Here is a 13,520-nt window from a genome sequence, read left to right as displayed (position 1 = left end):
GTTCCTCCTAGCGAATGCCGGCGCGCATGAACGATTGCACGAACTGGCGCTGGAACAGCAGGAAGGCCAGCAGCAGCGGAGCCGATGTCATCAGGGTGGCCGCCGTGATGATCGACCAGTCGACGCCCTGGTCGGTCGATGAGAAGACCTGCAGGCCGACGGTCAGGGGCCGCGACTCGACCGAATTGGTGACGATCAGCGGCCACAGGAAATTGTTCCAGTGGGTGCTGACCGATACCAGGCCGAACGCCAGGTAGATCGGCTTGGCCAGCGGGACATACACCTTCCACAAGGTCTGCAAGGCGCTCGCGCCTTCCACCGTCGCGGCTTCATCCAGTTCGCGCGGCACCGTCTTGAAAGTCTGGCGCAGCAGGAAGATGCCGAAGGCCGAGGCGAAATAGGGCAAGCCGATTGCGAGAATCGTGTCGCGCAGCGAGAGCAAGTTCATCGTGTTGTAATTTTCGACGATCAGAATGTCGGGCATGACCATCAATTGCATCAGCACCAGCATGAACATCAGGTTGCTGCCGCGGAACTGGTAGCGGGCGAATGCGTAGGCCGCCATTGTTGACAGCACGATCTGCGCGGCGAGAATCATCGTCACGAGCAGGAAGGTGTTCAGGAAATAGCGGGGGAAGGGCGCGGCATGCCATGCGTTGACGAAATTCTGCAGGCTCAGGGGCGCTGTCAGCGAAAAGCGCGTGGCGAATTCCGCCGGATGGAACGCGGTCCAGATCGCGTACAGCAGCGGCAACACCCACAGCAGCCCGAGCGTCCAGGCGGCGACGGTTTCCAACAGCTTGCTTTGTTCGCCGAACGGATTGGCGGCTTGTGCATTGATCATTGGTAATGAGTCCTTCGGTCGAGAATGCGGAACTTGACCAGCGCCACGAGCGCGAGCACCAGCAACAGCACCACGGTCAGCACGGCGGCGTAGGACGAATCCCAGAAGCTGAAGCCGACTTCATAGATGTAATAGAGCAGCAGCGAGCTGGCATTGTCCGGCCCGCCCTTGGTCATCACGACGATGTGATCGACCAGCCGGAAGGAATTGATGAGGGCGTTGATCAGCACGAACAAGGTGGTTGGCATCAGCAGCGGGAACTGCACGCGCCAGAAGTACTGCCAGCGCGAAGCGCCTTCCAGTCCGGCCGCCTCGGCCAGCGTCGGGGAGATCTGCTGCAGCGCCGCCAGGTAGAAGATCATGAAGAAGCCGGCTTCCTTCCAGATCGCCACCACCATCATCGAACCGAGCACGGTGTTCGGATTGCCGAGCCAGTTGTGGGAGGGCAGTCCGAGCGCCTGCGTCACCTGTTCCAGCAGGCCGTATTGCGGTGTGTAGAAGAACAGCCAGATGTTGGCCACCGCGATCATCGGCAGCACGGTCGGCGTGAAGAACGCCATGCGCAACAGGCCGCGTCCCGCCAGCCTGTCGTTGACCCAGAGCGCCATCATGATCGCCAGTGCGATCGAGACCGGGATCGTGCCGAGCGCAAACCAGATATTGTTGGTGAGCACGCGCCAGAAAACCGGGTCGTCGATCATCAATGCATAGTTTTCCAGGCCGACGAAGACCGCGGGATTGGCTCCCTTGGGCGTCGAGAAGAAGCTGTGCCAGATCGTGGCGACGGCCGGATAGTGCGTGAAGCCGAGCAGCAGCACCATCGCGGGCAGCAGGAGCAGCCACGGTGTGAGTGGAGAGTGAATGCGATTCATCAAAAGCCTTTGCCGCAATGCGGCGATATTCATGGCGTGTGTTGCGGTTGTCATGCGATGCGTTGCCGTTCAATGAGTATCCGGCGAAGCAGCAGGCGACGATGCGCGGCCACCATCGGCCACCATCGGCCACGTTCCCTCCCTTTCACGAAGAGAGGTAGGGAGGGGATGGGTTAAAGCAGACCACTTCAAACCCATCCCCATCCCATCCTTCCCCTTGAAGGGGAGGGAGACTCTGGACAAACGATCGTTATCCGGATTCCGGATCGATACGCAAGCCGCCGCGAGCGATCAACGCTGCCAGCTGCGCAGGATGCGCGTCGCTTCGCGCTGCGCATCCTTGAGTGCGGCTTCCGGCGTCTTGGTGCCGGACAGCGCAGCCTGCAGGTTGTCGTTGAGTGCCTTGGTCACGCGCTGGTTGTCGTGGGTCGACAGCTCGGCGACGCTGTACTGCAGCTGATCGCGTGCCACGCCTGCGGCCGGGACTTCCTGCAGATACTTCTTCATCTCGGGCGTCTCCCATGCGTCCGGACGGGTCGCGACGTAGCCGGTGGCGATGCTCCATTGCGCGGCGCGCTGCGGTTCGGTGGCCCAGCGGATGAACTTCATGGCCGCCTTCTGCTGTTCTGGCGAGGTCTTGTTGAAGACGTAGAAGTTGCCGCCGCCGGTCGGGCTGCCCGGATGCTTGTTGGCCGGCAGCATCGCGACGCCGAACGGGAAGGTGGCATTGGCGCGCAGATTGGTCAGGTTGCCGGTGGTGGTCCAGACCATGGCGGCCTTCTGTTCGAGAAAATCCTTCGGCGTGGTGCCCCATTCGATCACGCCGCTCGGCATGACCTTGTGCTTTGCGGACAGGTCGACCCAGTACTGCAGGGCCTCGACCGCGCCGGGCTTGTCGAAGTAGGTTTGCGTTCCGGCCGAGTTCATCAGGATCGTGTCGTTCGGCGTGGTCATGCCCTGGAAGATCCAGTACGTGAAGCCGGTTGACGGAATCTTGACGCCCCATTGCGTGACGTTGCCGTTGGCGTCGGCCTTGGTCAGCTTCTTCGCGTAGCTCACGGTTTCGGCCCAGTTGGCGGGCGCCTTGTCCGGATTCAATCCGGCTTCCTTGAACAGGTTCTTGTTCCAGAACATGACGATGGTGGAGCGCTGGAACGGAATGCCCCAGGTCTTGCCGCCGGTCTGGCTGTTTTCCATGAAGCTCTTGTAGAAGCCGCCGATCCATTTCTTGTCGTCCGGCGTCGATGCGAGGCCGTCGATCGGCACGATCGCGTTCTCATCGATCAGCGTGAACAGATCGGTCGACAGCAGCACCGCAATCGTCGGCGGGGTGCCGCTCTTGTAAGCGGTCAGCGCCTTGACGATGCTTTCCTGATAGGTGCCGGCATACACCGCCTTGATCTTGATGTCCGGATTCTGCTTCTCGAATTCGGCAACCATGCCGTCGATGGTCTTGGTGACCGGTCCGCCGACGGCGACCGGGTAATACAGACTCACTTCGACCGGATTGGCAGCCAGTGCCGGTGCGACGCCAAATGCCGTGCTGACGGCCAGGGCGGCCATGGATTTCAGTAGAACTCTGCGCATGCTAGTCTCCTCGGTTGATGATTCGCTTCAATTTTCCGGCCTGCGGGTCTAGGCCAGGTGACGCCGCAAGCCTGTCTTCTTGTCGAAGAAATACTGGTTCGACTCATCCCAGCCGAGTTGAACCGTGTTGCCTGCATCCAGTGCCAGTTGACCCGGCACTCGTATCAGCAGCGGTGCGTTGCCTACTCTGGCGCCGACGATGGTGTCGGCGCCAAAATATTCGATGTTCTCGACGACGGCGGGGATGCCCCGCTCGACGAGGCGGATATGTTCGGGCCGCACGCCGAGCTGCCATTCCTCGGCGGCGTTGTGCGGCAGGACGGCCGGGCCGTTGCTGCCGTCGATCACCATGCCGGCCGGGGTGGCGCTCAATGGCAGGATGTTCATCGGCGGCGTGCCGATAAAGCGCGCGGCGAAGATCGACGCCGGCTGCGCATACAGTTCGCCGGGCGGTGCGTTCTGCTCGATGCGGCCGTCGCGCAGCAGGATGACCTGGTCGGCCATGCTCATCGCTTCGGTCTGGTCATGCGTGACGTAGATCATCGTCATGCCCAGCTGCTGCTGCAATGCGCGGATTTCGCGACGCATTTCCTGGCGCAGCTGCGCATCGAGATTGGAAAGCGGTTCGTCCATCAGGCACACCGGCGTCTCGGCGATGATGGCCCGGCCCAGCGCGACGCGCTGCTGCTGGCCGCCGGAGAGCTGGCCGGGACGCCGGTCGAGCAGGTGGCTCAGACCGAGAATGTCGGAAACGCGCTTGAGCCGGGTTTCGAAATGCTTGCTGGGTTCCTTGCGCACGCGCACGCCGAACAGGATGTTGTCGCGCACATTCAGATGCGGAAACAGGGCATACGACTGGAAGACCATCGCGATCTTGCGTTGCGCCGGCGGCAGGTTCGTGACGTCGCGCTCGCCGATGCGGATGTTGCCCGTGGACGGCGTGTCAAGGCCGGCGATCAGGCGCAGCGTGGTCGACTTGCCGCAGCCGGACGGGCCGAGCAGCACCGTGAAGTCGCCCGATTTGACCTCGAAGTCGATGCCCTTGACGGCTTGCGCCTCTCCCCAGTTCTTTGTGATGCCTTGTAGCGAAATTGCTGCCATCGCAGTCCTTTAATTTGTGATTGGATGTTGAGTCCGGTCCGCTGCGCCGTCGGCCGCAGCACGCGTGCCGCGCGCAGCGAAATATTCGGCGAATGCGGATCTTTGCTGCTCGCTCATGTGCAGGCCGCACTTGGTGCGCCGCCAGAGAATGTCGTCGGCGCTGTGCGCCCATTCGTGCAGCACCAGGTAATCGACCTCGCGCTGTGTCAGGCCGCCGCCGAAATCGCGCCCCAGCTCCTCATGGGTTTGCGCTTCTCTCAAGATGTTGTATGCATTCAATCCGTGACGGGAAAACAGCTGTCCGAGGAAGCGTGGCGCAAGTTTGCCAAACTTTTCTTGCAGGCGTGTGACTTCCTTTGCGCGGTCGGCGCGCTTGAAATTCCCGCCGGGCAGCGGCTCCTGTTTCGTCCACGATCCGCGGCGGGTGCTCGTCCATGGTGCGAGCTTGTCGAGCACGGATTCGGCCAGGCGGCGGTAGGTCGTGATCTTTCCGCCATAGATGGACACGCACGGAATATTCTGTTCATCCTGAAGGACGAGCGTGTAGTCGCGCGTGACGGCCGAAGGATTGTCGGATTCGTCATCGAACAGCGGCCGCACGCCGGCATATCGCCAGACGATATCGCCGCCGGCGATCGGCTTCTCCAGGTAGGCATTGACGGCGCGCAGCAGGTAGGCCTCCTCGTCCGCGCTGATGCGCGCGCCCTTGTCCATGTTTTCCTGCGGCACATCGGTGGTGCCGATCAGCGTGTAGCGCTCCTCGTAGGGGATCATGAAGACGATGCGCCGGTCGTCGTTCTGCAGGATGTATGCATGTTCGCCGGCGAACAATCGCGGCACGACGATATGGCTGCCGCGCACCAGCTTGACCGCGGCATGTCCCGATGCCGACTTCGGCGCAGGATTCAGCAGGCGATCCATCGTCGCGACCCAGGGGCCGGTCGCATTGACAATCGCCCGTGCGGTGACCGTCTGCTGCGCATGAGTGAGCGTGTTTTCCAGTACGCACCGCCACGCCCCGTCCGCACGCTCGGCGGCAGCGAGCCGGGTGCGCGCAAGGATGTCGGCGCCATGTTCCTGGGCACTGAGCAGATTGAGGATCACCAGCCGCGCATCATCCACCCATGCATCGGAGTAGGCAAAACCTCGGGCGATGTCATGGCGCAGACCGCTGGATGCGGGCAGCCGGTTCAGGTCCACCGCCTGCGAATGCGGTAGGCTGATGCGCCCGCCGATGTGATCGTACAGCCACAGGCCGAGCCGGATCATCCAGCGCGGACGCAGGCCTTTGACGTGCGGCATGATGAAACGCAGGGGCCAGGAAATGTGCGGCGCGATATCGAGCAGGTGTTCGCGCTCGGCCAGCGCCTCGGACACCAGGCGGAACTCGTAATACTCCAGATAGCGCAGGCCGCCGTGAATCAGCTTGGTGCTGGCGGACGAGGTCGCGCCCGCGAAGTCGTTCTGCTCGCACAGCGCCACGGACAGGCCGCGGCCTGCCGCATCGCGGGCGATGCCGGCGCCATTGATGCCGCCGCCGATGATCAACAGATCGTAAGTAGCCGTGTTTGTCATCTTGGTCATCTTGTATTCTTGCGTCGTTTCTTTTCCGCGACCGGCCGCGCCATGCCGATGTCGCCAATGAGGAGTCGCGCGGTCGGTTCGTCGATGACCAGCTCGTTGATGAAACCGCCCAGGAGCGCCGCCTGCAGACCGGGGATCTTGCCCTTGCCTGACACCACGCAGATCGAGTGGTCCGCGCGTTGAAAGCGGTTCAGATCGGGGCCGCTGCTGCGTGCGTTCAGCGTGATGTCGCGCCAGCTGCCGTCGCCGCGGAAGAACATCGTTGCGATATCGCCGACCACGCCGTCCTTGCGGATGTCCTGCAGGTCCTTCTTGTCCAGGTAGCCGCCGGTATAGATGTGGCTGCTGGTTTCCATTGCGCCGATGCTGAACAGCAGGATCGATGCGTTGTCCTGCAGGCTGCGGATGGACTTGATGCTGCGTTCCCGCCACAGCGCCGCACGGGTTTCTGCATAGTCAAAGAACGCCGGAACCGGAAAGCTGTGCGCTCTGCCGCCGTAGTTCTGCGCAAAGCGCGACACGATCGATTCGCCGAATGTGTTGACGATATCGAGGCCGGTGGCGGAACCGTTCAACTGCACCACGTCGATGGCATGCACATGCTTGGGCATCAGGTTGTCGGCAATGGCGGCAACCGTGTTTCCCCATGCCAGACCCAGCACCGACGAAGGCACAACCAGGGTATTGAGGTAGGCGGCGGCATGCGCGGCGACGCGCTGCAGTTTCTCCTGTTCGCTGGCCGTGTCGGACACCGGAACGACCTGAATCGAGCGCAGTTGATAGTGTTCCTTGATCGCTTCTCCCAGCGAGCCGGATTGCTCGCTCGGATCGTGCACGCGGATCTCGACCAGGCCTTTTTCCTTTGCGTACGACAGCAGGCGCGACACCGTTGCCCTGGACGTTCCCATCTCTTCCGCAATGACGGCGGTCGTCATCTCCTGAAAGTAGTAAAGGCGCGCCACGCGCACAGCGGCGAGGGCGGTTTCCTGGCGATCCATGTTGGTCATTGCATGCTTTGAACAGATGATCACGGCTATTGAACGTTTGTACAATAGCTGAACGATTCGCGAAAATCAAGAAGTGCGCATGCTGCGTTGCGTCATGCGCATGCGGCACGCAAGCCGGGCCGCAGGAGTGCAGCAACTCGCCGCAGCGGCACGCTGAATAATGAACAGGATCGCGTCGCAGGGTTATCAAGATTGCATTCAAATATTGAAGTCATGCGAATGCCTCTACGTAGATCCGCACGGCGAGCTGCTTCGGCAGCCTGCACGCGCAGCCGCACTCTTGAAATCGCTGTCTGGAAGGCTATAAAGAAAGCATGGGGCGAGATGAGCCCGATGTGATGAAAGACAGTGAAAGGAGGCGGTCATGAACATCATCAGACGTCATGCTTCACCGCTTTCAACGTACCGTCCCGCGTCGATGGACGATTCCTTCGGACGGATGGTTGAAAACATGTTTGAGGATTTCCTTGCGCCAGGTTCGCCGTATTCCGCGTTGTCGCGGCAGGGTGCGGACGACATCGCCAGCCCGCGGCTGACAGTCACGGAAAACGACAAGTCGTTCGAGGTCGAGGCGGAAATGCCCGGCGTCAAGAAGGAAGACATCAAGGTCGCGGTCGAGAATCAGCGCGTCTCGATCGAAGGCGAAGCCAAACGCGAGTCGGCGCAAAAAGAGGGCGAGAGCATCGTCTATGCGGAACGCATAACGCGGCATTTCGCACGCAGCTTCACGCTGCCCTCGGAAGTGGACGAGAGCGCCGCCCAGGCCCGGCTGGAGAACGGCATCCTGATGCTGTCCCTGCCGAAGAAGCGCGCGACGGAGGCGAAAAAGCTTACCGTGCAATAGTCGTCATGCCGTCGGCATGCGGCCAGAGAGCCGTGCAGCGATGCACGGCTTTTTTGTTGCCGATTTTTGCCGATAAACGGGAGCATAAAAAAATCCCGCAGCGGTATCTCTACCGGCGGGATAGTCGCACCGCTCGTTGCGGCGGGCGGACCGCTTCAGCGGCTCCCGGCTGCATCCTGATGCGCCTTGATGCTCCTGCGGCGCATCCTCATGCCGCCTGTGTCGTCGCTCCAGTCAGACATGCAGCTTTTGCCGCCATGCGGCGAACTCCTTGTCATGCGTCATCGCCCATGCAGCGAGTGCCGCCACAAACACGCCGACGATTACCGCATTTGCCGTGATGTCCCTGTACATGGAGAATCCCAGCACCCAGGGAGAAATGACGAGCCAGAGGCCAAACAGCATGTTCAAGCCTTCTTCCCATGCGCGCGGCAAGTATATTGCGATGATCGCAAACACCACGATCGCGCTGCCGAGAATGTAGGCGTTCCACATCGCACTCGGTACATCAGCCGGATACAGCATTACCCAAGGGGATACAAACAGCCATGCTCCAAGCAACAAGTTGCCCCAGTCTTGCCATCGCCTGGTTGTCATTTTCGCGTCCATATCCTTGCTCCTTTACGTATGCGCCCCCTTGCCTTCCTGAACATTAGATATTTCAAAAATGGAAATGTTCCAGGATGTGCATCAGGCCGCCGTTCAGCGGCAGCGCCGCCTCGCTGCGGCAGGTGTGACGCCTGCCGCAGCGCGCCGCAAAATCATTTGTTTCTTGTGTGGAACTAATTACCGAATTGACGATCTAGAGCAAATGTTGCAAGTGTTTTAGTTCCAAGGGGATGACAATGAAATGGTATTACCGGCTGAAGTTGAGGAAGATGCTCGCCGAAATCGAAACGCTCAAAAGATCGACAGAATCTCCACTGACAGACAGTTACTACACGGATCACGCGAGGTTGCGTATGCTGAACGTGCTGGCGGCACAGCTGGAGCAGCGGCTGGCGAGCTGATCCGCATTTTCAAACAAGAATTGCAACGCGCCGTAGTTGCCCGTTCTCGCGGACCCGTGCCCGGTTTTTACCGGCGCGGCCCGTGAACGGATCGGAATGGGAGTCCGATGGAACAATCAAAACAACAGGAAAGCGAACGCCACGACAGTCTGGCAAAGCTGCTGGCCATGGTGGAGAAAGCCGCGCAGGCGATCGAACAGCTGCAGGCAAAGGCGGAACTTCAGCACCGGAGAATCATGGAGTTCGAGCAGGCCGAATCCACGCTGCGCCAGGATGCCGAACGCTATCGCCGCTTCAGGACATACGTGCAGTCGCTGCCCGAATCGGAAGGCGGATTCAATGCGCACGGCAATTCGTATGCATCGTTTGACGAGGCGTTTGATGCGGCGTATGCGGTTATCCGGAAGCCGGAGTGAAACGGGCGGGCAAGAGCCCGTTCACTTCATTCATCGGCCATGAAGGCAATTGCATGAGCAATTCATGTTTCCACATGCGGATGCCTGGTCCTAGTGTCCCGAGTTCGAAATTCGTTGCGAATAAAAGTGATGAAATCGCGACGAGACAAGGAAAAAAGCGCAGCAAGGCCGAGGCCTTGCGCGCATTTTTGACGCGGTATCGGTGCGATTCTCGTCATCTTTTATGCAGCGAATTTCCAACTCGGGACACTAGTTCAATGACGGATGGTTCGCAAGCGTCACGCTGTCGACGGGAAAAACCACCTGGGCAGAATGGGTTGCGTGTCGGACGGGGGCAATGGCCTTGAAATATAGAACCCTTGAATCTCATCGCACTTGAGCGACTTGAGTATTCTTATCTGTTCGAGGGTTTCAACGCCCTCGGCCACTACCCGCATCCCGAGTGCATGCGCCATGGTGATGATGGCCTTGAAAAACACGTTGCCTTCCCCGGTTCTCTCCAGCCCGGATGTAAACGCGCGGTCGACTTTCAGTACATCAAAATCCAGCCGTTGCAGCTGTGACAGCGATGAATAGCCAGTTCCGAAGTCATCGACCAGCAGTTTGATGCCCATTTTCTGGATTGCCGTGAGCGCATTGGCAACATCGTGACTGTCTCCCATCATCGACGATTCGGTGAGTTCGATTTCAATCAGTCTCGGATCGACGTTGTGGCGTGCCAGAGACGTTGAAAGGATTTTGGCGACGTCCGTCTCATTGAATTGACGGGGAGAGACATTGATGGACACAGGTACCAGTTGCTGACCCCGTTGCGCCCAGCATGCCAGCTGGGCGCACACCTTGTCGATCACCAGCGCGCCCAGGTCCAGGATAAGGCCGGTCTCTTCTGCCAGCGGAATGAATTCGAGCGGTTCTAGCACCCCTCTTGATGGATGCGCCCAGCGTACCAGTGCTTCCATGCTGGATGTCGTGCCAGTCGAGATATCGACACGCGGCTGGTAGTGCATCACCAACTGGTCATGCCCTATGGCATGCCGAAGCTCTGCTTCTCTCTCCAGACGCGCACGCAAGGCGTCATGGAACTTCTCATCATAAAAGCGGTAGTTCCTTTTTCCGCTGGTTTTTACCGAATACATGGCAATGTCGGCATTGCGTAACAATGTTTCGGAGTCTGTTCCGTCAGTCGGGAAAATGCTGATTCCGATCGATGTTCCAATCGCGTGCACGCCCTGCAAAAGATGGAAACCATCCTGGAAGGCATGCAGTATGCGTTCCGCGACATGCGCGGCGTCCGCCTTCTGCGCAATGCGTTCGAGGATAACCACGAACTCGTCGCCGCCCAGACGGGCCACGCAGTCATGAGGGCGAACAGCAACTTTCAAACGCCGGGCTGCATTGCGCAAGACCTCATCTCCCGCCTCATGGCCCAGCGTGTCGTTGACCGCCTTGAATCCGTCCAGGTCGATGAACAGCGCCGCCAGCATGTCATTGTTTGCCGCCGCATGTTCGATTGCCGTCGGGAGCGAGGTCTGGACCCAATGTCGATTCGGCAGGCCGGTCAATGCATCTTCATTGCTGCGCCGTTCAAGTTCCGCGACATGCGCTTTTGTGTCACTGATGTCGCGTAGTGTTACCGCAAGGTCGCCGTCGGAGCGGATGGCTTTCAGGTGTGCCCATCGGCCCGTAAACGGGCTTTCGCCAGGCACTTCCAACTCGGTTTCATGCGAGCCGGCCTCCATGGCCAGGCAAAGCAATTTGATTATTCGGTCAGATGGGGTCCGGTCATAGAGGGTCGAAATCGTCTTGCCGATCAGCTCTTCACGTCGATGAAGGAAAAGCTCTGCACCTCGCTGGTTGCAGTCAATTGTCATGAAGTCCACAATTGCCCCATGCACATCCCGAATGGGACGAGATATGTAAAATCCCTCGTTCCCTCCTTCCGTGGCCATGCGATAGGTAGTGCGGGTCATCTCCAGCTGATGCTTCCTCCAGGCCAGGCGTAGCGAAAGTATCATCGCGATCAGTGTGAATACTGCCAATGCCAGCGTGGCTCCCAACGCGGTGCGGATTGCAGCGGCCCGATTTTCCCGGTAAGGCGTCAGCATGTCCTGCGCGTCCAGCCCGGCCATTGCAATAAGGGGATATCGCTCAACGGCGTGCCACCCGACGTACCGGCTGCGTTTGTCAGCGAACCATTCATTGCCGTTCAGGACGGCGCTTCCGCTTTTTTGTGGAGCAAAACGCGGCACCGAAACAAAGGCGTGCACGTTTGCGGAGTGAACGGTGTGACCTATGCGCGTGACGCGCATTTTATGGTCATCACCGACGATCCCCAAAAGACCATTCTTTCCAAGAATTGCTTCGTTATAGCTCGACGTAAAGTAATCAGGAGAAACGGAAACCACCACGATGCCGTCAAAGCTTCCATCCTGATCCAATAGTCTCCGCGTGAACGGAATGGTGTTTCTTCCGGAAACGGGGCCGACAAAGGACGCACCGACATACAGGAAATCTTCGGTCGCCGCTTTTTGCGCCAGAAAGTCTTCTGTATTTCCCAGGAATCTATTCTTCGGTGGTGGTAGCGTACCCGTGATGAGCATGTCATTGCGATCAATGACAGCGACGAAAAAGATGGAGGTGGGAGGGAATAATCCTTCTGCCTTGGCGTCGTCCAATTGGAGCTTGCCGTTCGAAAGCTTCCAGTCATATCGAACGTGAAGCGTGATCTGGTCAATTGCCTCCACGGTTCGGGTAACCTGGTCGGCATAGCGTCTGGCCATGGCTTCCGCTTCTCGCAGAGCGTGTGTTTCAAGCGATTCCCGGTCTGCGTTCAACCCCGAAAGCAGGAAGTTCCATCCGACGATGCCTGAAATCAGTGCGACGATCGGCCACACAGCTGCCAAGCGGTAATTTCCGGACAGGAAGGCCAGCCTTTCACGAATGTTCGCCAGATAACTCGTAGCCATAGCCATTGTCAGCGCCGTTATTTCTTGAACTTCACATGTCGTCGTGGGAAGGATCAGTCCTTGAATGTGCGGCCGCACAAGAGTGCGCTCGCACATTCAAGAAGCATAAGTCAGCGGAGCCTGTTTGACTTTGTGCTGGTGCATGCTTTGTATTAGCAATTTCATTGCCGAGATGAAAGCTCACAGTGAATGGGCGAGGGCAATGGCCGCACGTTCGGCAACGGTGGCTGGCGCCGTTGCCGTCGGCTATGCCGGGAATGTGATCAAGAAGCGCGCACGTTCGGCAACGGTCAATGATATCTCGGCGCGCGCGTAAAGATGCTTATCTGCGGGTAGAACGGACGATTTGTAACCGCTGCGTTGCTGTTACGGCAGAACTTCCGGAGGCCGACTTAAGGCTACGCTGAACAAGTCCTCACGCTTCGGTGCATTGTGCATCCTGAGTTCGGGCGGTCCGCGGCGTTGCAACCCCTGCAGGGCGCGCACAGGCTTGCAAGCCTGTGCCGTTACGCAGGCGGACAGCATGCTGTCCGAATTCCCTGCTTCACCCTCGCCATGGCCCCGCCATGTCTGCGGTTTGCGCCTTGCAGCCCATCCCGAACTCAGGCGCGCGCCATCGCGGGACTTGTTCAGCGCAGCCTTAATCACGGCATCTGCGTTGTTCCTGTACTGACGGACACTTCACCGACCCGTAGGAACAATAGACACAGCAGTCACCAGGCGTTGGGCGTAAAACTGCGTGGCAATTTTCGCATTCGTAATAGAACTGACAGGCATTCGTCGGCATGATTTCCTGCTTTGCAAAACCGCATTGCGGACAGGTCACGATTGATTCAAGAGCAGTTGTTTTCATCCTTGTTGCTCTTGCCAATCGGATTACGGCAGCTTTTGTCACACGTGCGCATGACATCGATCTCCTGGCGAGAACATGCCGTTGCGTTCGCCTTTCACGACAAAGGGCTCATGCGCCTTTCGTTGAATCTGTTCGTGCGCTGCCGGTCGGTCCGGCATGCTCCTGACCGGGTCTTTCACGCCGTTCCATGCTTCTTATGGCGTTTTCAACGCTATCGATTTCGCCCAGAACGGACGCCAGCAGGGTCCCGATAGTCAACGGACTGGGGGCTGGCACTTTGCAGGCTTGTACTTCCTTCACGAGAGGATCATGCAGCTCCAACCGGGTGCTGAGCCATCGTTGGTCTGCCGTAAGCTGATCCAGCACGCCTTTCAGATTGGACCAGCGGACTTTCAAGTCCGGCAAGCGGGTTTCCGACTCTAAACGTGACAACTTG

Annotated in this window: 13 protein-coding genes; 3 read left to right on the top strand and 10 right to left on the bottom strand. The window is 59.1% G+C overall.

The genetic code is table 11. The features are described from left to right. Nucleotides 1-7 precede the first annotated feature (7 nt). The 6 genes from D3870_RS19465 to D3870_RS19440 form a co-directional block, all read right to left on the bottom strand. A complete protein-coding gene (locus D3870_RS19465; protein WP_119742660.1) occupies nucleotides 8-844 on the bottom strand; it encodes a carbohydrate ABC transporter permease in 837 nt (278 codons plus the stop codon). Next, entirely contained in the window at nucleotides 841-1,716 is an 876-nt protein-coding gene (locus D3870_RS19460) for a carbohydrate ABC transporter permease (RefSeq protein WP_119743148.1), read from the bottom strand. The genes D3870_RS19465 and D3870_RS19460 overlap by 4 nt, the downstream gene beginning before the upstream one ends. A gap of 291 nt (nucleotides 1,717-2,007) precedes the next feature. Further along, nucleotides 2,008-3,303 carry an ABC transporter substrate-binding protein gene (locus D3870_RS19455; protein ID WP_119742658.1) on the bottom strand — a complete coding sequence of 432 codons (1,296 nt, stop codon included), beginning with the start codon at nucleotides 3,301-3,303 and terminating at the stop codon, nucleotides 2,008-2,010. Nucleotides 3,304-3,351: 48 nt separating this feature from the next. Further along, on the bottom strand, nucleotides 3,352-4,404 hold the full coding sequence (locus D3870_RS19450; RefSeq protein WP_119742656.1) for an ABC transporter ATP-binding protein: 1,053 nt from the start codon (nucleotides 4,402-4,404) through the stop codon (nucleotides 3,352-3,354). 9 nt (nucleotides 4,405-4,413) lie between these two features. Beyond that, nucleotides 4,414-5,979 (bottom strand): glycerol-3-phosphate dehydrogenase, encoded by a 1,566-nt coding sequence (glpD, locus tag D3870_RS19445; RefSeq protein ID WP_422879679.1) that lies wholly within the window; start codon nucleotides 5,977-5,979, stop codon nucleotides 4,414-4,416. Between the two features lie 5 nt (nucleotides 5,980-5,984). Further along, nucleotides 5,985-6,986, bottom strand: a complete 1,002-nt coding sequence (locus D3870_RS19440) for a sugar-binding transcriptional regulator (protein WP_242490107.1) — start codon at nucleotides 6,984-6,986, stop codon at nucleotides 5,985-5,987. A gap of 373 nt (nucleotides 6,987-7,359) precedes the next feature. Here D3870_RS19440 and D3870_RS19435 point away from each other — a divergent pair, with 373 nt between their 5' ends. Next, nucleotides 7,360-7,839, top strand: a complete 480-nt coding sequence (locus tag D3870_RS19435; protein ID WP_119742651.1) for an Hsp20/alpha crystallin family protein — start codon at nucleotides 7,360-7,362, stop codon at nucleotides 7,837-7,839. Between the two features lie 234 nt (nucleotides 7,840-8,073). Here the strand turns inward: D3870_RS19435 and D3870_RS19430 are convergent, their stop codons facing one another. Further along, complete coding sequence (locus tag D3870_RS19430) at nucleotides 8,074-8,436, bottom strand: SPW repeat protein (RefSeq protein ID WP_119743147.1); 363 nt, start codon at nucleotides 8,434-8,436, stop codon at nucleotides 8,074-8,076. 248 nt (nucleotides 8,437-8,684) lie between these two features. On the opposite strand from D3870_RS19430, the gene D3870_RS22425 reads away from it, so the two are divergent. After that, nucleotides 8,685-8,849: a hypothetical protein gene (locus D3870_RS22425; protein ID WP_158590524.1), complete on the top strand. Its 165-nt coding sequence runs from the start codon at nucleotides 8,685-8,687 to the stop codon at nucleotides 8,847-8,849. Nucleotides 8,850-8,956: 107 nt separating this feature from the next. After that, the gene (locus tag D3870_RS19425) at nucleotides 8,957-9,265 is read left to right on the top strand and encodes a hypothetical protein (protein WP_119742649.1); all 309 of its coding nucleotides are present in this window, start codon (nucleotides 8,957-8,959) and stop codon (nucleotides 9,263-9,265) included. A 278-nt stretch (nucleotides 9,266-9,543) separates the two neighbouring features. Here D3870_RS19425 and D3870_RS19420 read toward each other — a convergent pair whose 3' ends face one another. The 3 genes from D3870_RS19420 to D3870_RS22185 form a co-directional block, all read right to left on the bottom strand. Next, nucleotides 9,544-12,237, bottom strand: coding sequence for a bifunctional diguanylate cyclase/phosphodiesterase (locus D3870_RS19420; RefSeq protein WP_158590523.1), 2,694 nt, complete (start codon nucleotides 12,235-12,237; stop codon nucleotides 9,544-9,546). Between the two features lie 634 nt (nucleotides 12,238-12,871). Then, nucleotides 12,872-13,084, bottom strand: a complete 213-nt coding sequence (locus D3870_RS22900) for a GDCCVxC domain-containing (seleno)protein (protein ID WP_119742645.1) — start codon at nucleotides 13,082-13,084, stop codon at nucleotides 12,872-12,874. 108 nt (nucleotides 13,085-13,192) lie between these two features. Beyond that, nucleotides 13,193-13,489, bottom strand: coding sequence for a hypothetical protein (locus D3870_RS22185; RefSeq protein ID WP_147375869.1), 297 nt, complete (start codon nucleotides 13,487-13,489; stop codon nucleotides 13,193-13,195). Nucleotides 13,490-13,520: the final 31 nt, after the last annotated feature.

The organism is Noviherbaspirillum cavernae (assembly GCF_003590875.1).
Lineage (GTDB): Bacteria > Pseudomonadota > Gammaproteobacteria > Burkholderiales > Burkholderiaceae_D > Noviherbaspirillum > Noviherbaspirillum cavernae.
This window is presented reverse-complemented; position numbering and strand designations above follow the sequence as displayed.